Source organism: Butyrivibrio sp. (assembly GCF_017635265.1).
Taxonomy (GTDB): Bacteria; Bacillota; Clostridia; order Lachnospirales; family Lachnospiraceae; genus Butyrivibrio.
Window position 1 is genome coordinate 69,608 of record NZ_JAGBLU010000104.1, and the last position, 21,247, is coordinate 90,854.

Consider the following 21,247-nt stretch of genomic DNA (forward strand, 5'->3'; position numbering starts at 1 on the left):
ACAAGGATACTTATAAATAATGTGCGGAATTTGCGGATACATTTCCAAAAACAGAATAAGTGAAGATAATCTGAGGATTATGAACGATACAATGATCCATAGAGGACCTGATGATAGCGGAGTATCAGTCTATGAGGACAAGGACGGATATTCAGTGGGACTGGCCCAGAGAAGACTTTCAATTTTGGACCTTTCGCCATTGGGACATCAGCCGATGCATTCGGTAAACGGCAGAATAACAATTGTTTTTAATGGAGAGATTTACAATTTCCTTGAACTTAAGGAGGAGCTTTCAGACTATCCATACAAGTCTCATTGTGACACAGAAGTCATAATCGCAGCTTACCTTAAGTGGGGAATAGACATGGTGAATCATATTCACGGAATGTTTGCCATTGCCATTTACGACAGAGAGACTTCAGATGTCTACCTCATCAGAGACAGGATCGGTAAAAAACCTCTTTTTTACTGGATAGATGGTGAGAATCTTATTTTTGGTTCTGAACTAAAGCCTATTATGAAGTGCCCGGGTTTTAAGGGAGAAATAAGAACAGATGTTATCTCAAGATACCTTTATCAGCAGTATATAATTGCTCCTGATACAATATTTAAGGATGTTTATAAACTTGAAGCCGGTGGCGTGTTAAAGTTTCATCTTGGAGAAATAACCAAGTGGAAATACTGGGACGTAAAAAAGGTCTACGCAGAAAAGTCCGGAGATCAGATTGAGAGCTATGAAGAAGCAAAAGAAGGGTTGAAGCAGCGCCTAAAAAAGGCAGTTGCTGACAGGATGATTGCAGATGTACCTCTTGGAACTTTTCTCTCAGGTGGGTATGATTCATCCCTTGTAACAGCTATGGCTCAGGAGTTTTCTGACAAACCTGTCAAAACTTTCTGTATAGGATTTGGTGTTCCCAGCTACAATGAGGCAGAGTATGCCAAGGAAGTTGCAAAGCATCTTGGATGTGAGCATACTGAGCTTTATATCTCCGAAAAAGAGATGTTTGATCTGGTGAACAGCATTCCTCAATACTATGATGAACCATTCGCAGACAATTCGCAGATTCCGTCAATGCTTGTAAGTAAGCTTGCAAAAAAGGATGTAACAGTGGCTCTTTCCGGTGACGGCGGAGATGAGTTTTTCTGTGGATACAATATATACGATAATGTAAGACAGGCTCAGCAGCTGGAAATTCCGGGAGCAATAGTTAATGCTATTGGGCAGATTCCCGTGGGAAGTGGCAAGCTTCTTGATAAGATGCCTTTCAGAGTCAGGGTTGTTGCCGGTAACAGAGACAAAGAGACCAAAACTCAGCTTGTCTCAAAGGGATATATAGATGCAGCAAGAGCCTTTGTACTAGGGGATAAGCAGCCGGTTCTTTTCCCGATAGAGTCATCTTACGGTGTAAAAGATTTTCAGGTAAGAAGAATGCTTCTTGATATGGATACTTATCTTCCTGATGATATTCTGGTCAAGATGGACAGAGCTTCCATGAAGTATTCTCTGGAGAACAGATGCCCTATAATGGACACAGAGGTGATGGAGTATTCCTTCAGGATTCCTCATAAATTCAAATATTTTAATGGCGACAAGAAGCATATTTTAAAGGATATTGCCTATGACTATATCCCAAAAGAGCTGCTTAATCGTCCAAAGACAGGATTCGGAGTTCCGATGGATCAGTGGCTAAGAGGTCCGTTAAAAGACCGTCTCATGGACTTTAGCAGTACAAGCTTTTTAAAGAATCAGGGATTATTTGATGCTGATTTCGTATCAAAATTTATCAACAACTATGCAGTAAATGGAGATGCAGGTCCCGCCACAGGAGCTAATTTTAGTAAAATAGCCTGGTCATTCTTTATCTTCCAGCAGTGGTATGATTACTACATCAATTAGAAAGAGGTTAATTATGACAAGAGAAGAAGTTTTTGAGAAAATGAACGAAGTTTTCAGAGACGTTTTTGAAGATGACGATATCACAGTAACAGATGAGACAACAGCAGACGACATTGATGATTGGGACTCACTTGAACACATTAATCTGATAAACGCCATGGAACAGGAATTTGATATTAAGTTTACTATGGGTGAGATTGTTGGTATGAAGAATGTAGGAGCAATGGCTGACCTTATTATCGCTAAGCTTGGCTGATAAAAGCCTTAGTAGTAGAAACAAGCAGGTTTAAGAGGATAAAATGAGAGTACACCACATAGGTTATCTGGTAAAAAACATATCAAAAACTGAAAAAAAGTTCCTTGAACTTGGATATGAGATTGAAAGCCCTACGAAGTTTGATGAGATTAGAAATATTGATATCGAATTTTTGGTAAACGGTGATTACAGAGTGGAGCTTATTGAACCAAAGGGCGAGGATTCTCCAATGTATCCGCTTCTTAAACGTTACAAAAATACCCCGTATCATCTCTGCTATGAAGTGGAGAACATAGATGATGCCATAAGCGATCTTGGGGATAAACATTATACCGTAATTCAGGAACCCAATATTGCGTCATGCATTGAAGGTAAGAAAGTAGCTTTTTTGAATAATATCAGCATGGGAATCATAGAGCTTGTGGAAATATGATTCAAATCATATATCACCTGATTTGAGATATCTTCAATGTGAGAGCCGGATATAAACTTTTGTTTACATTAGGAGGAATATAGTCCCTTGGAGTCAGATAAAAGCAGTCCAAAACACATTGCAATGTATATAGGCTCCCTTCAAAAAGGCGGTGCCGAAAGAGTCATGTCAAACCTTGCGGATTTCTTTTTTGAGCAGGGCTACAAAGTGACCTTTGTTACAACATACCTTGCGGACAATGAATATGAAGTTAAGCACGCAGCCTGGAAAAAAGTTCCTGCGGGGGCTCCCGGAGCTGAACTTGTAGCTGACCTTGATGAGAATCCCGCCTGGATAGATCCAAAAGGTGGAGAAGAAGGTGGAATTGAGCGTGTTTTCTCAGCTCTTTTAAAAAGTGAACAAAAGGGCAGAGCATACAATCTTCGTATGAGGCACAAAAAGCTTCAGGATATCTGGAAAGAACTTCATCCGGATCTTATCCTGAGTTTTATTGGTAAAAATAATATTATGGCACTTTCCACTGCTACCGGCGAGAATATCCCGGTAGTAGTTTCTGTGCGTTCAGATCCCGACAGAGAATATGCATCTTTTTCCATGAAAAGCTCAATGCTTGCTCTTTTTGGAAGGGCAGCAGGAGTTGTTGTTCAGTCTCAGGGGGCAAAAGAGAAGTTTCCGGGCTACATACAAAAGAAATGCACCATACTTCCAAATGCCATAAATCCTTCTTTTATCAGAAAGCGTTATATAGGAGAGAGGGAGAAGAAAATTGTCATGGTGGCAAGGCTTGATGCCAATAAGAATCAGGCAATGGTTCTTGAAGCCTTTAAAGAAATTCTTGCAAAAGGCTATAAAGATTACAGTCTTGCATTTTATGGCGATGGTCCGGACAGAATAAAGCTTCAGAACATGGCTGTTAAGCTGGGAATAGATAAAAACGTTGAGTTCAAGGGAAGTGTACAGCACGTGGCAGAGCACATTGAAAAGGCATCAATGTTTATTCTTGCTTCAAAACAGGAAGGTATGCCCAACTCCCTTATTGAGGCCATGTCTTTGGGACTTCCGTGTATTTCCACAGACTGTCCCTGCGGAGGTCCAAGAGAGCTTATTACAAACGGAGAAAATGGTATTCTCATACCGGTTGACGATAGACAAGCTCTTGTCAGCTCAATTGAGAAGCTTATTACTGATAAAGACTATGCTGATAAAATCGGAAGTGCTGCAGTTAAAATCCAGGAGAAGTGCAGTCCTGATGTGACAAATCAGAAATGGAAAGAATACTTTGATTCTTTAATGCGATGATAACGGAAGTGTAGGAACGAAAGGCACAAAAAGTCCGTGTTATATACTTTTGATGTTTAAATACAGCACAGAATATATGCGTATTTTGATAAATAGGAGCAAACGGTGAAAGAGTTAGAATATCCCTTTGATAGCAGCTATATAATGAAAAAATCAAAGAGCCTTAAAAAGGCTCTTATTGCTGACGGCACAGACAGAATACATAAAAAAATCGCAGTACTTGGCGGCTCAACAACCCATGACATTATAAGAATTATGGAGCTGTTTTTGCTTAATTACGGAATTGAGCCTGAATTTTATGAGTCAGAGTATGGTCAGTATTGGCAGGATGCTATGTTTCCGGGAGAATTATCTGAGTTTAATCCCGATATTATTTACATTCACACATCAAACCGCAATATCAATGACTTTCCCACAATGGATGACAGCACTGAGATGGTAGATGAGAAGCTTCAAAAGACCTATCAGCATTTTGAAACTATGTGGAAAAAGCTTTCGGACACATATCATTGTCCGATTATTCAGAATAATTTCGAGGCACCATTTTACAGACTTCTTGGGAACAGGGATTTCTTTGATATTCATGGACGCCTTTCATTTATAAACAGACTTAACGAAAAATTTGCAGAGTACGCAAGAAAAGCATCAGACTCGGCAGAGAGCTTTTTTATCAACGATATTAATTATATTTCGAGCTGCTATGGACTTGATCAGTGGTCAGACCCACTTGCATGGCATATGTACAAATACGCCCTTTGCATTCAGGCTATTCCAACATTGAGTTTCAACGTTGCCAACATTATAAAGTCAATATATGGCAAAAATAAAAAGGGACTTGTTCTCGATCTGGATAACACCCTGTGGGGCGGAGTTGTCGGTGACGACGGTGTAGATGGAATAGAAATCGGTCAGGAAACCAATCTCGGACAGGTTTATTCAGAGTTTCAAGGTTATGTGAAAATGCAAAAGGACATCGGAGTTCTTTTGACAGTTGATTCCAAAAATGACGAAGAAAATGCGATTGCAGGGCTAAATCACCCGGACGGAAAGCTAAAGCCGGATGATTTTGTGGCAATAAAGGCCAACTGGGATCCTAAAAGCGAAAATATGAAAGCTATTGCAAAAGAGCTGAATATTCTCCCTGAGTCTTTAGTGTTTGTGGATGATAATCCGGCTGAAAGGGCCATTGTTGAGGGACAGATAAAGGGAGCGGCAGTTCCTGAAATAGACAGTCCTGAGCACTACATCAGAATCATTGATCATGCAGGATTTTTTGAGGCCACATCGGTATCTGATGATGATAGAAAACGCAATGAAATGTATATGGCCAACAAAAAGAGAAATGAACTTGAGGAGAGCTTTGCAGATTATGGCGAATATCTTAAGTCTCTTGAGATGGAGGCAGAGATTGCACCGTTTGAGAAAATGTACATGCCAAGAATTGCCCAGCTTACCAATAAGAGCAATCAGTTTAACCTGACAACCAAGCGCTATACACAGGATGACATCGAGAAAACTGCCGCAGATGACAGTAACATAACACTTTACGGCAGACTAAAAGATAAATTTGGTGACAACGGAATCGTATCACTTGTTATTGGAAATATCCGCTCCGGTGCTGAGCTTCACATTGATCTGTGGCTTATGAGTTGTAGAGTTTTAAAGCGCGATATGGAGTTTGCCATGATGGATGCGCTGGTTAAGAAGGCTTTGGAGCGCGGAGTTAAGACAATTTATGGCTATTATTATCCAACAGCCAAGAACAAGATGGTAAAAGAGTTCTTTGACGGACAGGGCTTTGATCTTGTGTCTGAGGATGAAGATGGAAACAGGACGTATAAATTGGATTTAAATCAGGAATATACGAATAAAAATAATTTTATAGATGTACATCTTAAATGAAGCTCGCATATCTGAAATAAGGAATTATGTGTATTATAAGGACAAAATATGTGCGGAATAGCAGGACTAATACAGTTTAAGAAAGATACAAAAGAAAATATCCACAGAATGAACGAGCGAATGCTCCACAGAGGCCCGGATGACGGCGGAATATATATAAGTGATGATGGCAAGGTCGCTTTTGGTCACAGGCGGCTTGCTATTGTTGACCTTTCAAAGAATGGCGCTCAGCCTATGATTTCACATAGTGGGAAGAGCGTCATTGTTTATAATGGCGAAATTTATAACGCTTCTGATGTGAAAAAAAGTTTACTTGAAGATGCAGCCTCTAAAGGCGCTGAAATCGGTGCTTTTCGCGGTACATCAGATACAGAGGTTTTAGTTGAGGCCATAGAGCACTTTGGCATGAAAAGAGCTCTTTCTTTATGCAAGGGGATGTTTGCCATTGCAGTCTACGATATGGAAAATGGCACAGTTTCTTTTGCCAGAGACAGAGTCGGAGAAAAGCCTCTCTACTATGGAAATGTGGCAGGTGCTTTTGCTTTTGCATCTGATGTAGGGTGTTTGCGCGTTATTGACGGTTTTGATAATGAGATAGATACTGATGTTCTGGACATGTATTTTGAAGAGGGCTATATCCCGGCTCCTTATTCAATCTACAGGGGAATAAAAAAGCTTGAGCCCGGAACAATCCTTAAAGTAAATGTTGACACACTTGAATGTGAAACAGAAAAGTATTGGTCTATGCAGGAAACTGCAAGGAAGGGGCAGAAGAATAAATTTACCGGAAGCAGGACAGAGGCGGCAGATGAGCTTGAGAGACTTTTAAAAGAGTCTATTAAAGGGCAGATGGTTGCAGATGTTCCCCTTGGAGCATTCCTTTCGGCAGGAATAGACAGCAGCACCGTAGTTTCATTGATGCAGTCCATAGCCCCCGGAAAAGTCCGCACCTTTACAATCGGTATGGAGGATGAGAAGTTTAATGAAGCAGTTATTGCCAAAGAAATAGCATCTTGCCTTGGAACAGACCACACGGAGCTCTACATAGGGGAGGCTGATGCCAAGGCTGTTATTCCGAAGCTTTCAGCTATGTTTGGGGAACCTTTTGCAGATTCATCGCAGATACCAACATATCTTGTCAGTAAGATGACAAGAGAACACGTGACGGTTTCTCTTTCAGGTGATGGAGGAGATGAGCTCTTTTGCGGATATAAGTCCTATAACTCTGTTGCAAGAGTATGGGGCAAGGCTTCAAAAGTTCCATATGCACTCAGAAAGCCGGTAAGTTCCCTTCTTACAAATATTTATGGTCTTGACAGTGAGCTTAACCTGAAAAATCCCATGGGCTATGCCAAGGCTCTTTACTTTGGGGCCAAGTCTCCATACGAAGTACATCGAATGGAGCATGAGAGCGATCCTCTGATCAAAAAAATTGCACTTAAAGCCGGAAATGCTAAATACAAATGTATGGATCTTCCGGCAGATTTTCTCGGAGAAGTAAATCACGAAGCCATGCTTATGGATATGTGCCTTTATCATCCTGACGATATCCTTGTTAAAGTGGACAGAACAGCAATGGCAGTGTCCCTGGAAACGAGAGTACCTATGCTTGACAGGGACGTATTGGAATTTGCTTGGAGTCTGCCGATTGAATACCTCAGAAATGACAATCAGGGGAAACTTATTTTGAGGGATGTGTTGTACAGATATGTTCCTCGTGATATGATGGAGCGACCAAAAAAAGGATTTTCAATTCCTATTAAGAGCTGGCTCCTTGATAAAGATATAAGAGACTGGGCAGAAGCTCTTTTGGATAAGGATAAAATCAGGCAGCAGGGACTTCTGAACCCTGATGTTGTAGAGAAAATCTGGACAGATTTCACAGAGCGTGGGATTTATCGTGTACAGATATGGTACATTCTGATGTTCCAGCAGTGGTATGAAAGTGATTATTTACAGTGAAAGACAAAATATATTTGTTTTTCACCATAAAATAATAAGATTTTAGTGAGATTTTTATGGGAATTACTTCGTTCAGCTTTTTGATATTTTTCATAGTGACAGTTGCTTTTTATTATACTGTTCCTCTGTTGTTTAAAGGAGGACAGTGGGTGGTACTTTTAATTGCAAGTATTATCTATTACCTTTTATCAGGTAACGGAGTGCTTATTTTGTATCCGCTCTTTGCATCCCTGGCTACATGGGGATTATTAAAGGCATTAAAGAAAGTATCAGGGAGTGCAGATGGAAAATCGGATGATACTGCCGCCAAAAAAAGAAGAATTGTTCTTTTGCTTGAACTTGCAGCTCTTCTTGGTATTTTAATAGCTTTAAAATATACTAAGCTGATCCATGGGGGAAGCATAGCAACACCGCTTGGACTTTCCTTTTATACATTTATTCTTCTGGGATATTTCATAGAAGTATACAACGGTCTTACAGATTCCAATGAGAGCTTTTTTAAGACGGTACTCATAGGAATGTATTTTCCCGTAATGATCTCCGGTCCGATTTTTCAGATAAGAGAAACCGGAAAACAGTTTTTTGAAAGACACAGGCTCGATTATAAAAACATCACCTTTGGCGCTCAGCGAATGCTCTGGGGATTTTTTAAGGAGCTTGTTATTTCAGAGAGACTTGCTGTTGTAGTAAATACAATTTACAACAATGATACCGCATATCCAGGCGCTTATATAATGCTTGGAACAGTGGGATTTGCCCTCCAGCTCTACACCAACTTCTCAGGTTGTATGGATATAGTAATCGGAGCATCGCAGTGCTTTGGAATTATTCTTCCTGAGAACTTTACAACTCCGTTTTTTGCCCGGAGTATCAGCGAATATTGGAGAAGATGGCACATTACTCTTGGTGTCTGGATGAGAGAAAATGTCTTTTATCCACTTCTTAGAACCGGGATGATCACTAAACTTGGCAAGACACTAAAGGGCAGGTTTGGTAAAAAGAAGGGTAAGCAGTACACCACATATGTGGCAATGTTTATTCTCTGGTTTTCAGTAGGCTTGTGGCATGGCGGAGAGATGAAGTATGTCATCGGATCAGGTCTTCTTCACTGGGCATATATTGTAATCGGCGAGATATCGCTTCCGTTTTTCACATGGCTTTTTGCCGAAAAAATGCACATAAATATGAAAGGGAAATTTGCTGACTGTGTAAGAGTAGTGCGTACATTTATCCTTGTATGCATAGGTGATCTGTTCTTTAGGGCAGATAATGTTCCTCACGCACTTCGCATGTTAAAAGAAAGCGTTACGGTTTTTAATCCTCAGATTTTTGTGGATGGAAGTCTTTTGAATCTGGGTATAGATATAGTTGATTGGGGAATTATCCTTGTTTCACTTGTAATTCTTACCTGCGTATCGGTTATGCAGTACAAAATGGAGAATGGCAAGGCAGTACCTAAGGCAGACGGTGATTCAAAGAATGAAAGAACTTCCAAAAAAGTTTCGGATTTTTGTAATGTCCGCGAGTATATTGCTGAAAGACCAATAGTACTTAGATGGTTCATCTATATGGCGTTTTTGTTCATGGTCATTCTCATTGCTGAGTATGGCCCCGGATACAGCGCTGCGGAGTTTATATACAAGGATTTTTAATTCAAAGAGTAATAAATAATTTATGACTAAAAAACAAGTTGCAAAAATTTTGATTTTTATATTGATCGTCTTGTGGCTTCTTGTGCATGTGACTTACTGCATAAGGACTAATGGTGATGTTAAAGACAGATTTGTGGGCTTTTATTCCGAGAAAGATAATACAATTGATGCTGTGATTATTGGATCAAGCCCGGTATATCCATGCATTGCCGGTCCTATGATTTACGGTGATATGGGAATTACCCTGTATCCGCTGGCATCAAATATGCAAAGACCTGTTGCCACTAAATATCTTGTGGAAGAGGCATTAAAGACCCAGAGTCCCGATCTTTTCATTTTTGAAATGCGCATGTGGACAGCAGAGGATGAAAATCTACTTGGAAATATGGCGCATACAAGAGAAGTTACAGATAATATGAAGTATTCACTCAATAGGATAAAAACCATAAATGCCATGGTTGAGGATCCTTCAGAGAGGCTTTCTTATTATTTTGATATTTTTAAGTATCACTCAAACTGGAAAACACTCGCTCTATGGGAGCAGCTGCGAACCTTTACATATGAATATCCCGATGATTATAAGGGATTTGTACCGTTTTCAACGGTTGGACCTGCACCAAAGACAAATAACGCCGCTATAACGGAAAGAGAGGCCATTCCTGCAGAACAGGAGGAGTACTTAACAGATCTTTTGGCTTATCTAAAAGAGAAAAACTTAAATGCGTTATTTGTCATCACTCCATATGATGTTCAGGAGGATGAACAGAAAAAGATAAACTATATCAGTGATATGGTTACGGCTGCAGGTTATAACTTCCTTGATATGGATCAGTATGTGGATGAGATTGGACTTGATTATGATGTTGACTTTAAAGACTATGGTACTCATACCAATATCGTAGGAGCCTACAAGGTCACAAGGTTCTTTGAAGAGTATTTAAAAGAGAACTATGTTGATAAGGGAACTTTTGGATTGGCTGACAGTATGAGCAAAAACATGGAAAGTGGAAAAAGTTCAAATTATAATGACCATCGCGGAGATTCAAAATATAAATCCTGGGATGATGCCTATAACCTCTGGCTTGAAGCCTATGAAAAGGGAAGTGAAGAAGTCTTTTATAACGCTGAAAACGGAATTTATTATGACCTTGAGGAAGGCGAGTAAAGGCTGCCGCAGGGTGGATTGTTTTATTGATTTTGCAACTATGATATAATACTTTGAGCGAATTGTTACGGTTCGCACATTAAATGTGCGTTTTAATGCAAATTTTGCTCTTTTTGAAAGAATGGCACTACATAATTGGAGGAGTTATGATAATCATTCAGCTCAAGGGCGGACTGGGAAATCAGATGTTTCAGTACGCTTTGTATAGATCTTTATTGAATCGCGGTAAACAAGTTAAGATTGACGACAAGACCGGATTTGTAAACGACAAACTCAGAATGCCGGTGCTTTCAAGGTGGGGGCTGGAATACGAAAAAGCTACCGACGAGGAAGTTGTTGCCTTAACTGATTCTAAAATGGACTTATTCAGTCGCATCAGAAGAAAACTCACAGGTAGAAAAACACATAGAATAGATGAGGTATCGGGGAAATTCAATCCTTCTATTTTGGATCTCGACGAGGCGTACCTTGTAGGCTATTGGCAGTGTGACAGATATTTTGATAATAAAGAAGTTATAAATGAGCTTAAAGAGGCTTTTGAAAGAAAACCACAGGAATTAATGGCTGATGCTTCAAGCTGGTCAACACTTCAGCAGATAGAGTGCTGCGAATCAGTTAGTTTGCACGTTCGAAGAACAGATTATATTGATGAAGAACATATCAATATTCACAACATTTGTACGGAAAAGTATTATAAAAATGCAATTGACAGAATAAGGAGAAAATATCCTTCTGCTGTATTCTTTATATTTACCGATGATAAAGAGTGGTGCAGAGAGCATTTTAAAGGACCTAATTTCATAGTCGTTGAGCTTGAAGAAGGCGATGGAACTGATATCGCTGAAATGACTCTTATGAGCAGATGCAAGCACCACATAATTGCCAACAGTTCATTTAGCTGGTGGGCAGCATGGCTTAATGATTCGCCTGATAAGATTGTTATCGCTCCTGAAAAGTGGATCAACAACAGAGACATGGATGATATATATACGGAGCGAATGACGAAGATTGCTCTGTAAGAGAAGTACTGCAATATAGTTATTAAGAAATCAAGTTGACATAAAATATAAAGTCGAAGTTAGGAATATATTTAATGAGTGGTACAAAGAAGGTAAGCCTGCTTGCCAAGATAAACTACATTTTTGACAAAAAGCAAAAGGGACAGCTGGTTATATTAGCTGTCCTTATACTGATTGGTGGTGTTGTTGAGACATTGGGTGTATCAATGATGATTCCTGTAATCTCAGTGATTTTAAGCCCTGAGTCTCTTCACAGACAGATTGAGAAATATGCAGTGCTTAAAAATCTGATTAATTTCCTGGGGCTTAATACTGACCTGAAGCTTGCCAGTGCACTTCTTATTCTTTTGATCTTTTTATTTATCTTTAAGAATCTGTATCTGCTGTTTTTGGTTTACAAGCAGAACACTTTTATATCCAGAGCCAGAAACGATATGATAAGCAGGGTAATGAGAGAGTTTTTGAACAGACCTTACGAGGACTATCTTGGAGCAGATATCCCCACAGTCTTTAGAATTACCGACAGCGATATTCCCAAGACATTTACGCTTATGCTCTCACTTTTATCACTGGCAACAGAGATGGTGGTTTCAATTTGCCTTGGTATAGTACTTCTTGCGGTTAACTGGCAGATGACGGCTCTTATCCTTGTGGTACTCGTAATTCTTACACTTATCATAACCAAGGTTTTAAAGCCAAGGCTTAATGTAATCGGAAGAAAAAATCAGGAGACGCAGTCAAGGATTGCCAAGTGGAGAATTCAGGCAATCTACGGACTTAAGGATGTCAAGGTTTTAAATAGACAGGATTTCTTTATACGTAACTACTATGAGTCAGGAAGAATCGGAGCTGACATTGACAGAAATTATACTGTTATGAACAATATCCCGAGACTTCTTATTGAGACAGTATTCATTGCAGTTGTTCTTTTGTATGTACTGCTATATCTGATAAATGGCGGAGATGCCAAATCTCTTTTGCCGCAGATTACGGCATTTGGTATGGCGGCAATCAGGATCATGCCTTCTGTAAACAGGATAAATACATATTTAACTCAGATAGCATATAACCAGTTTAGTTTGGATTTTGTATACAATAACCTTACTGAGTCTATGAAGATGGAAAAAGAGATGAGAGCTGAAAGGGCCAAGGTTGCAGGACCTGAGCTTCATCTGGAAAAAGAAATTGAGCTTAAGAATATCACTTTCCATTATCCGGATTCAGATGAGAATATCTTTACTGATGCAAACATGATGGTTCCGAGAGGCAAATCTGTGGGAATCATTGGACCATCAGGTGCCGGAAAATCTACAATTGTGGACATTCTCCTTGGACTTTTGCATGTTAAGAGCGGAGAAATCCTCTGCGATGGAAGCAATATATTCAGCAACTATGATTCATGGCTTGCACAGATTGGATATATCCCACAGTCTATTTACCTTGTAGATGAGTCAATCAGAGATAATATAGCATTTGGTATTGATGCAGATTTGATTGATGACAAACGAATTTGGGAAGTATGTGAAGAAGCCCAGCTTGCGGACTTTATCAGGACTCTTCCAGAGGGACTTGATACCAAGATTGGTGACAGAGGTGTCAGACTTTCCGGTGGGCAGAGACAGCGTATCGGTATTGCAAGAGCTCTTTATCATAATCCGGAGATACTTGTATTTGACGAGGCTACAAGCGCTCTTGACAACGAGACGGAGGCAGCGGTTATGGAGGCTATCAACAGCTTCCATGGCAAAAAGACAATGATTATCATTGCTCACAGACTTAATACTATAGAGAACTGCGACATTATCTATGAAGTTAAAGATGAGAAGATAACAGAGACCTCTTTGAAAGGTAGAACAATAATTCACTAAAGTGAACATTACTGTTCAGAATCTGAACAGTAACGAATATTTATGGAGCACTTATGATAGGTACCGAATTCATCCCCGGCTATGGTCTGGGCAATCAGTTGTTTTTTTATATAGTTACACGATGTATGGCCCTTGAAAAGGGCGTGGAATATGGATTTATCAATCCGGGGCAGGTCGGTAATGTAGCCCAGTCCCATAAGGGTATGTACTTTATGGACATTGATATGGGAAAAGAAATACCGATGTCTGACAAAGATAAATTTACAATATTCACAGAGCAGGATGACCGTCTGTACATGGGGAATTCTAAACATGACATGACGAATGGCTGTTATATAAGCGGTCCTGACCCAAAGCTTTTTGAAATTGAGGATAACACTTTGATTTATGGTAATCTTCAGGATCAGAGCTATTTTGAGAAATACAGAAGCCAGATAAAGGATTGGCTTCATGTAAAGGATGAGTATGAGTCCTATGAGTACACCAGTGATGACCTTTGTATTATAAATATCCGTGGAGGAGAGTATACAAACCATCCGGAGCTTTACCTTGACAGAAAGTATTTTTTAAATGCCATAAAGAATATGAAGAAAATAAATCCTGCCATGAAGTTTATGGTTGTTACAGAGGATGAAGAGGCTGCAAGGAAAGTCCTTCCTGAATATGAGTGTCATCATTTTGATATGGGTAAGGACTATGTGACAGTGAAAAATGCCAGATATCTTATCTTGTCCAATTCTTCTTTTTCAATAATGCCTGTTATGTCAAGCACGGAGCTTAAATATGCCATAGCTCCAAAATATTGGGCAAGGCACAATATATCAGATGGATTTTGGTCTTCAGAACAGAACATCTACACTTTTTTACATTATCAGGACAAAAAAGGAAGAATTTTTGAGGCGGATGAGTGCCGGAAAGAGCTTGAAAAGTACAAGGAAAAGTCACGGCTCTATGCCTCAAAAAATAAAAGACCGGGGCAGATAAGACTCTTTTGCCAGGTTATCAGGAGAAAGTTCCTCTATGGAATTTTTTATTTCAGGAAAATTCTTAGGAGCATAGAAAAGAGAATAGGGCTGATAAAGAGATTTAAATATTGATTCGAGGAATAAAATGGAGAAAAAAATAAAGCTCCCACAGGTTACGCTCTGTGCCATGACCAGTGTCAACGTTTATGAGACTGTGCAGGCCATGAAGTACAGCATGAGGGAGATTGAGTTTGGAGATGCGGTTCTTATTTCAGATAAAAGACCTTTCTATCTGCCGGGGAACATAAGATTCAGCTACACCTCCAAGCTTGACAGCATCGATAAATTTAATTACAAGATGGTCTATGAACTCAAAGACCACATAAATACAGACTTTTGCATGGTGGTTCACGCTGATGGATTTGTAATTCATCCTGAAAACTGGCGTGATGAGTTCCTTGAGTATGACTATATTGGAGCGCCCTGGCCACTTCCCAAAAATGATTACGCTTACAGGGACTCAAAGGGTGAAATCTGCAGAGTTGGAAACAGCGTATCCATCAGGTCAAAAAGGCTTTTGGAATATCCGGCAGCCCACAACCTTAAGTGGGAAAAAGTCTATGATGGTTTTTATAATGAGGATATTTTTCTTTGCTGCTATCACAAAAATGCCATGGAAGAAGAGGGCATGAAGTGGGCTCCGATAGAGGTGGCTGCTTTGTTTGGAAGAGAGCATCCCCTTCCGGAGAATAAGGGAGTAGAGCCATTTGCCTTTCATAAATGGTGGGGAGAAAATGCGGATTATCCCAGGTTTTACAGCCCCAAAAAGAGAATTAAGATGGCAGTCAGACCATTCCTTTTCTGGAGAAAAAGTAAGAATTGGAAAGAAAAGCATGGAATAACAGATTAAGTGATGACAGATATAGATAGTATATGGAAGAGGCGCATATGATCTTTTCAGTTATAGTTCCGGTTCATAACGCGGAAAAGTACATAAAAGAAATGCTGGACAGTATTATTCCACAGCTCGGACGAGAGGGGATGGATGCGGAGCTGATACTTATCGAAAACGGATCGACTGATCAAAGTGCTGCTATTTGCGACGAATATGCGGCTAACAATCCTTTTGTCTATAGCTATCATTTTGGCAAAATCGGTGCCTATGCTGCCCGCAAAGAAGGAATAAAAAAATCCATGGGGCAATGGCTGATTTTTGCAGATTCGGATGATCTTTTAATGGATAATGCAATTGAGGACATATGCAGGGCTCTTACAGACGCATCCATAGCACATAAGCCCTTTGATATTGTGCTGTATAATGCTGCTACCGACAAAGCTCCTTCAAAGAGGAAATTTGCATTTCCTTTTGAAGAGAATAAAGTATATAGCGGTGCATTAAAAGACTCTTTTTACAAAACCATGTGTGAAGGAGACTCGCTTAATGCCATGTGGAACAAATGCATAAAGCGTGATCTTGCTATAGAGGTACTGCTTCAGGATAAGGACATGTTCCTTAATTACGGAGAAGACCTTCTTCAGACTGCAGCTTTTTTGGATAAAGCCCGGGGCATAGTGTATCTGGACAAGATACTTTACATATACAGACCCAATGACAAGGGATTGACAGGCGGATATCATATTGAATATCTTCCAAATCAGGAAACTGCGTGGAATAAGTTTGACAGCTATGTGAAAAAATGGGGCGGAGAGAGGTTTGTAAATATGGTTGAGCTCAGAAAATCTCTTACCTGCAGTATCGCTTTATCCAAGCTTATTTATTCCGACCAACCGATCAGTATAGTAAAGACCGAACTTGAGAATATTTTTAAAAGTGAATTTTACCGGCATTACAGCAGGATGCCGCTGCCTGATTGGGCACCTGAAGAAAGTGTTTTGGTACACAAGCTTCAGCTTTCGACTGCGGCTTATCAGAAGCTTTTTTTATCAGCACTGAAATACAGGGCAAAGCATTCGGTAAAACGAGCTTTAAAAAAGAACCATAGAAAAAGTGAAAGGTAAAACATGGTTTACGATTTAATTCCTTTTTTTAATGAGATAGATATATTAAAGCTTCGCCTGGGGGTGCTTGATCCGTATGTAGACAAGTTTATTATTGAGGAGGCAACCACAACCTTTTCAGGAGAGCCCAAAGAGCTTTGCTTTGAGAAAAACAAAGAATTGTTCAGAGATTATCTTGATAAGATTATTTATATTGTTGTGGATGAGGATAAGGATTTTAAAGTTACCCACGAGAGAGATTACTTTCAGAAAAATCATCTAAAGCAGGGGCTTGAGCAGGTGGGAGCAACATCTGACGATGTGATTATATTCGGAGATGCAGATGAGATTCCCAATCCCAAGGTACTTAAGAAAATAGTGGATAACTTTGACAAGACTAAAGTTTATCATCTGGCTCAGCGAAACTTTTATGTGTACATGAATAATGAGGAAAAGTCAGGAACTCTTATGTCGATAACCGGCGAATTTCCTGATATTCCCAAGGCTTCCAGAAAGTGGCTGGGGACTAAGGTAACTTCTGTTGATAATATCCCAAGGGAAGGAATCGTAAGGCTCCGGGACCTTGTTTCAGTTTGTGACAGGCGCTCTGTCAGGGTGGCCGATGGTGGATGGCATTTTGGATATATGGGTGGACATGGGGAGAAAAATCCCACAAAGAGGATTGGCGTAAAGGTCAAAGCAGCAGCTCATCAGGAGTACAACGACAGAGAAGTATTGGCGGAGACCATGGATCATCTGATTCTGGGACACGATATCTTTGGCAGGAATGCGCGTTTTGAGCGATGTGAAATCGACGACACATATCCAACATACCTTAGGGAGCATATTGCTGAGTATAGTCATTTGGTAATGCCTAAAGTGACTATGCTTTCAAGGGGATATCATTATCTTGATATTACTGCGGGAAGATTTTGCAGAAAAGCATATCATAAAGTATTGAGAATATTAAGGAACTTAAGAAAAACAACTTGAACATAGTTCCTAAAGAAAAAGACTGACCTATTATTTGGGGAGTTGTTAAATGGCAGAAAACAAGAAGAAAAATCTTTTTATCATAATGATTGCAGCTACTTTTTTGATGATTGCTGTGTATGAGTTTTTAACTCCGAATATGTCAGATGACATAATTTATGGAGATACAGTAGCTAAGGCAACAAACTTCTTTGATCTGTTTGCCCAGGAATTCGAACATTATATGACTCATAGTGGGAGGAATGTAGCCCATTTTATCCTTAGAGTATTCCTGTTCATGAAGACAAAGAGTGTGTTCAATGTGGTTGCGGCCGGTGTTTTTACCTGCCTGTCGCTTATTATGTACGAGAACATAGATTGTAAAAGAAAGTACGACTACAGGCTTTATGGCCTGGTATTGCTGTTTTTGTGGTTTCTTGATCCTGCCATCAGCAATACTGTTTTCTGGGAAACAGGAGCATGCAATTATCTTTTTACAGGAACCATTGCTGTTGGCTATTGCACATTCTTTAGAAAACATCTGAATCTTGACAGCAAAAACACTGTTTCATTGATGATCAGAATGTTCATATCGGGACTTTTGGCCGGATGGTGCAATGAGAATACTTCAGGCGGTGTAATCCTCTTTTGTATCATTCTTTTTGTGGATAAGTGGCTTGAAAACAACAGAAAATGTGGATTCATCAAACCCTGGATGATAGCAGGCTTTGCAGCAAATCTTTTGGGCTTTGGAATAATGATCCTTTCACCCGGCAATTTTGGAAGAGCAGAAGTTGCAGATGAAGAGCACACAGGACTTTTGGCTATAATGGCAAGGTTCCTGAAGATAGTTATAAATATCAGAGACAACTACTTTGTCCTTGTTGCAGCTTTTGTGGTTCTTTTGCTGTTTATCTACTATATGTCCGCTGATAAAAAGAAATTCCTCGAAACTACAAAGTACATGAGAATACTCGCTTTTGTGGCTTTAATGACAGCGTTTTCACTTATTGCTGTGCCATCATCACAGCTGCGCACCTACTATGGAGCAGGGCTTTTTATGATGATGGCTGTATTAAACGGAGTTGGAATTGTAGCAAATACCATGTTTATGTCAGGAAGTGCATCCGACAGAGAAAAGGGGCTTTCCTACACTATTCTTCAAACAGCGGTTTCTTCACTGGTGGCGGTTTGGGGACTTGTTCTTATGTTTACATATATTGAACAGGGAGCTAATCTTGCCAGAATTAAGAGGGAATTTGCAGAAAGAGATGCTTATGTCTGGCAGCAGGTCGCAAATGGTGAGATAGATATTTACGCGCCTATGTTAAGACCTGATTGGGAAAACAGGTTTTCCTTTGCCTATGATTCAGATATCACTGAAGATTATAAGAACTGGATCAATGTTTTTTACGCCGAGCACTACGGTATAGATGCTATTTGGGGTGTTGAGAGAGAGGACTGGACTGAGTACTGATGGATAAAAAGGTAAGTATAATTGTTCCGGTTTATCAGGCAGCAGCAACTCTTGAAAGATGTGTGGATTCATGCCTTTCTCAGAATGGTATAAGCAAAGATGAACTGGAAGTTATCTTAATTGATGATGGTTCTACGGACGGTAGCGGTGCTCTTGCCGATGAAATTGCCAAAAGAGTCAATAAGTATATGGAAAACGAAGAGCCTGAATCCACAAAAGAAAGTCAAATTGTAAAAGTTATCCACACTGAAAACTTCGGAGTATCCCATGCCAGAAATATAGGTATGGAGAAAGCTTTGGGCAAATACATCTGTTTCGTTGATGCAGATGACTATGTGCTGGAAAACTTTGTGGAAAACCTTTTGGCTGTCGCTGAAAATGTGGATAAAAATCCGGAAGACAGTTATTTGGGTGACACAGGCAATTTATCATCTCAGGCTGTAATAGTGGATTCTACGGATTTATGCCTGAATGGACTTTGCATAAGCGGATATCAATATATTGAGAATTCGATACTTAACAGAAATACCCATGTTTGGGGAAAACTCTTTTTACTGGATGTACTCAGAAAAAATCAAATTTGTTTTAAAGAAGGTTTGACTATCGGAGAAGATCTGCTCTTCCTTCTTGACATAGCTCTTTTACAGGGAAAGAAAAAAACTGTCAGATGTATTGGGGACAGAGGCTACGTTTATGTGGATAACCCGGAGGGTGCAATGAAAAGAGCATTCAGAGAAAGCTATATGGATGAGATTGTCTGCTGGAGAGAAGCAGAGGATAAGCTAATGGCTGCAAGAGATTATCTGTCGGAATACTCTTTTGTGAGCGTTGCTGTAAGCCAGATAATGACTGCTTTGTTGGTGGCAGGGAAGTTATCCGGAATCGACGAAAAGGATAGAGATAAGAATTTAGAAACGATTGTTATCTCAAAAGTTTTGGAGCAGGTAAAGCATGCCCTTAAAGTGAACGGGGCTTTTGCAGCTCTTGAATTGGGATACAAAATAAAAGTTACGATTTTTAAGTTTAGCCCCGGGTTTTACCTGAAACTTTATGGGAGCTATAAGTCAAGGTGAGAAGTCTACGGACTTTATTACAAAAGCGTTAAGGAGATTCCTTTATGAATCTTAACAGACCAATAGTTTTATATTATCACGCAGGTAGTGGCAATCACGGTTGTGAAGCGATTGCCAACAGCACTCTTAAGCTTATTTACAAAAAACGGATAGAACAGGGATGCGATATGGAAAAAACTCCGATTCCGGTAGTTATATCCAACAGCGCCAATGAAGATAGAAGATATTCACTTGGAGATTTGGAAAAGCAGGGACTGTGCATTTTGGCGGATGAAAGACATATTGACCGGGATTTTTTTGCCCATGTTTTTTATTACGGATGGCGCAAGATAACCGGTGATAAGCAGTCTTTTATGAGATACAGATTTAAGCTTGGCTATAAAGCTTACATTAGCGAACATAACAGGTGCGATTACCAACAAACTGATACCGCGACAGATGAGAGCCTTGCAGTAAATAACACACCACTTGCCATTTCAATAGGTGGAGATAATTATTGTTATCCGGAAATGGTTTCGGACCTTATTTTGGCACACGATTATTTCAGAAAAAGAGGTTTTGAAACAGTTCTTTGGGGATGTTCAATTGAACCTGATTCCCTAAAAAACCCGGAGCTTTTAAAAGACCTGATGAACTTTGACAGGATATATGCAAGAGAGTCAATATCCTACAATGGTCTTTTAAACGCAGGAATATCAGCCGATAAATTGGAGCTTAGAAAAGATCCTGCATTTGAGCTTGAAACATCGCATTTTTTGGAAACACCGGGAGACGGAAAGCTTCAGATTGAGGGAGCATATATCGGAATAAATCTAAGCCCCATGGTAATTGCCAAGGAGAAAATTCCGGGTATTACCATGGAAAATTATAAGAGGTTTATTCAGTACATTTTAGATAACACAGATAAGTCGATAGCGCTGATACCGCATGTTGTCTGGACCGGTAATGACGACAGAAAGCCGCTGTCAGAGCTTTATGATGCCTTTAAGGATAGTAAAAGAGTATATTTGATTGGGGATATGTCCGCCTTGGATTTAAAGGCTTACATTTCAAAGTGCAGTTTCTTTGTGGGAGCAAGGACTCACAGTACAATAGCTGCTTATTCAAGCGGCGTTCCGACACTTGTTATAGGATATTCGGTAAAAAGCCGTGGCATTGCCACAGACCTTTTTGGAAGCTATGACAATTATTGTCTGCCTGTTCAGGAATTGTCTGATCCCCAGGCGCTAATCAATGGATATGAATGGATTATGGCACAGAGTAATAAATAACGGTCTATTAGTGATAAAAAACAAAAATGTATTGGTAT

The 21,247-nt window shown here is 39.8% G+C and carries 17 protein-coding genes; all 17 read left to right on the top strand.

Annotation, left to right across the window (positions count from 1 at the left end; genetic code table 11):
* The first annotated feature begins 19 nt into the window (after positions 1-19).
* The 17 genes from asnB (J6O61_RS12565) (at position 20) to J6O61_RS12645 (ending at position 21,209) form a co-directional block, all read left to right on the top strand.
* Positions 20-1,897, top strand: a complete 1,878-nt coding sequence (asnB, locus tag J6O61_RS12565) for an asparagine synthase (glutamine-hydrolyzing) (RefSeq protein ID WP_292213807.1) — start codon at positions 20-22, stop codon at positions 1,895-1,897.
* A gap of 13 nt (positions 1,898-1,910) precedes the next feature.
* Positions 1,911-2,153, top strand: a complete 243-nt coding sequence (locus tag J6O61_RS12570; protein WP_292213810.1) for an acyl carrier protein — start codon at positions 1,911-1,913, stop codon at positions 2,151-2,153.
* Positions 2,154-2,196: 43 nt separating this feature from the next.
* A complete protein-coding gene (locus J6O61_RS12575) occupies positions 2,197-2,586 on the top strand; it encodes a VOC family protein (protein WP_292213812.1) in 390 nt (129 codons plus the stop codon).
* 87 nt (positions 2,587-2,673) lie between these two features.
* Positions 2,674-3,885, top strand: a complete 1,212-nt coding sequence (locus J6O61_RS12580; RefSeq protein ID WP_292213813.1) for a glycosyltransferase — start codon at positions 2,674-2,676, stop codon at positions 3,883-3,885.
* Between the two features lie 144 nt (positions 3,886-4,029).
* Entirely contained in the window at positions 4,030-5,787 is a 1,758-nt protein-coding gene (locus tag J6O61_RS12585) for an HAD-IIIC family phosphatase (protein WP_292213815.1), read from the top strand.
* Between the two features lie 48 nt (positions 5,788-5,835).
* Positions 5,836-7,749: an asparagine synthase (glutamine-hydrolyzing) gene (asnB, locus tag J6O61_RS12590; protein ID WP_292213818.1), complete on the top strand. Its 1,914-nt coding sequence runs from the start codon at positions 5,836-5,838 to the stop codon at positions 7,747-7,749.
* A gap of 149 nt (positions 7,750-7,898) precedes the next feature.
* A complete protein-coding gene (locus tag J6O61_RS12595; protein WP_292213820.1) occupies positions 7,899-9,401 on the top strand; it encodes an MBOAT family O-acyltransferase in 1,503 nt (500 codons plus the stop codon).
* 22 nt (positions 9,402-9,423) lie between these two features.
* On the top strand, positions 9,424-10,566 hold the full coding sequence (locus J6O61_RS12600; RefSeq protein ID WP_292213822.1) for an SGNH/GDSL hydrolase family protein: 1,143 nt from the start codon (positions 9,424-9,426) through the stop codon (positions 10,564-10,566).
* 146 nt (positions 10,567-10,712) lie between these two features.
* Complete coding sequence (locus tag J6O61_RS12605) at positions 10,713-11,585, top strand: alpha-1,2-fucosyltransferase (protein ID WP_292213824.1); 873 nt, start codon at positions 10,713-10,715, stop codon at positions 11,583-11,585.
* Positions 11,586-11,659: 74 nt separating this feature from the next.
* Positions 11,660-13,453 (top strand): ABC transporter ATP-binding protein, encoded by a 1,794-nt coding sequence (locus J6O61_RS12610; RefSeq protein WP_292213825.1) that lies wholly within the window; start codon positions 11,660-11,662, stop codon positions 13,451-13,453.
* A gap of 53 nt (positions 13,454-13,506) precedes the next feature.
* Positions 13,507-14,550, top strand: coding sequence for an alpha-1,2-fucosyltransferase (locus tag J6O61_RS12615; RefSeq protein ID WP_292213827.1), 1,044 nt, complete (start codon positions 13,507-13,509; stop codon positions 14,548-14,550).
* 13 nt (positions 14,551-14,563) lie between these two features.
* A complete protein-coding gene (locus J6O61_RS12620; RefSeq protein WP_292213829.1) occupies positions 14,564-15,328 on the top strand; it encodes a DUF5672 family protein in 765 nt (254 codons plus the stop codon).
* A gap of 38 nt (positions 15,329-15,366) precedes the next feature.
* Complete coding sequence (locus J6O61_RS12625) at positions 15,367-16,437, top strand: glycosyltransferase family 2 protein (protein WP_292213832.1); 1,071 nt, start codon at positions 15,367-15,369, stop codon at positions 16,435-16,437.
* A gap of 3 nt (positions 16,438-16,440) precedes the next feature.
* Positions 16,441-17,409 (top strand): glycosyltransferase, encoded by a 969-nt coding sequence (locus tag J6O61_RS12630; protein ID WP_292213835.1) that lies wholly within the window; start codon positions 16,441-16,443, stop codon positions 17,407-17,409.
* 49 nt (positions 17,410-17,458) lie between these two features.
* The gene (locus J6O61_RS12635; protein ID WP_292213838.1) at positions 17,459-18,865 is read left to right on the top strand and encodes a DUF3329 domain-containing protein; all 1,407 of its coding nucleotides are present in this window, start codon (positions 17,459-17,461) and stop codon (positions 18,863-18,865) included.
* Positions 18,865-19,938, top strand: coding sequence for a glycosyltransferase family 2 protein (locus J6O61_RS12640; protein ID WP_292213840.1), 1,074 nt, complete (start codon positions 18,865-18,867; stop codon positions 19,936-19,938). Before J6O61_RS12635 ends, J6O61_RS12640 begins: the two co-directional genes overlap by 1 nt.
* Positions 19,939-19,982: 44 nt before the next feature.
* Positions 19,983-21,209 carry a polysaccharide pyruvyl transferase family protein gene (locus tag J6O61_RS12645; RefSeq protein ID WP_292213842.1) on the top strand — a complete coding sequence of 409 codons (1,227 nt, stop codon included), beginning with the start codon at positions 19,983-19,985 and terminating at the stop codon, positions 21,207-21,209.
* The last annotated feature ends 38 nt before the right edge of the window (positions 21,210-21,247 follow it).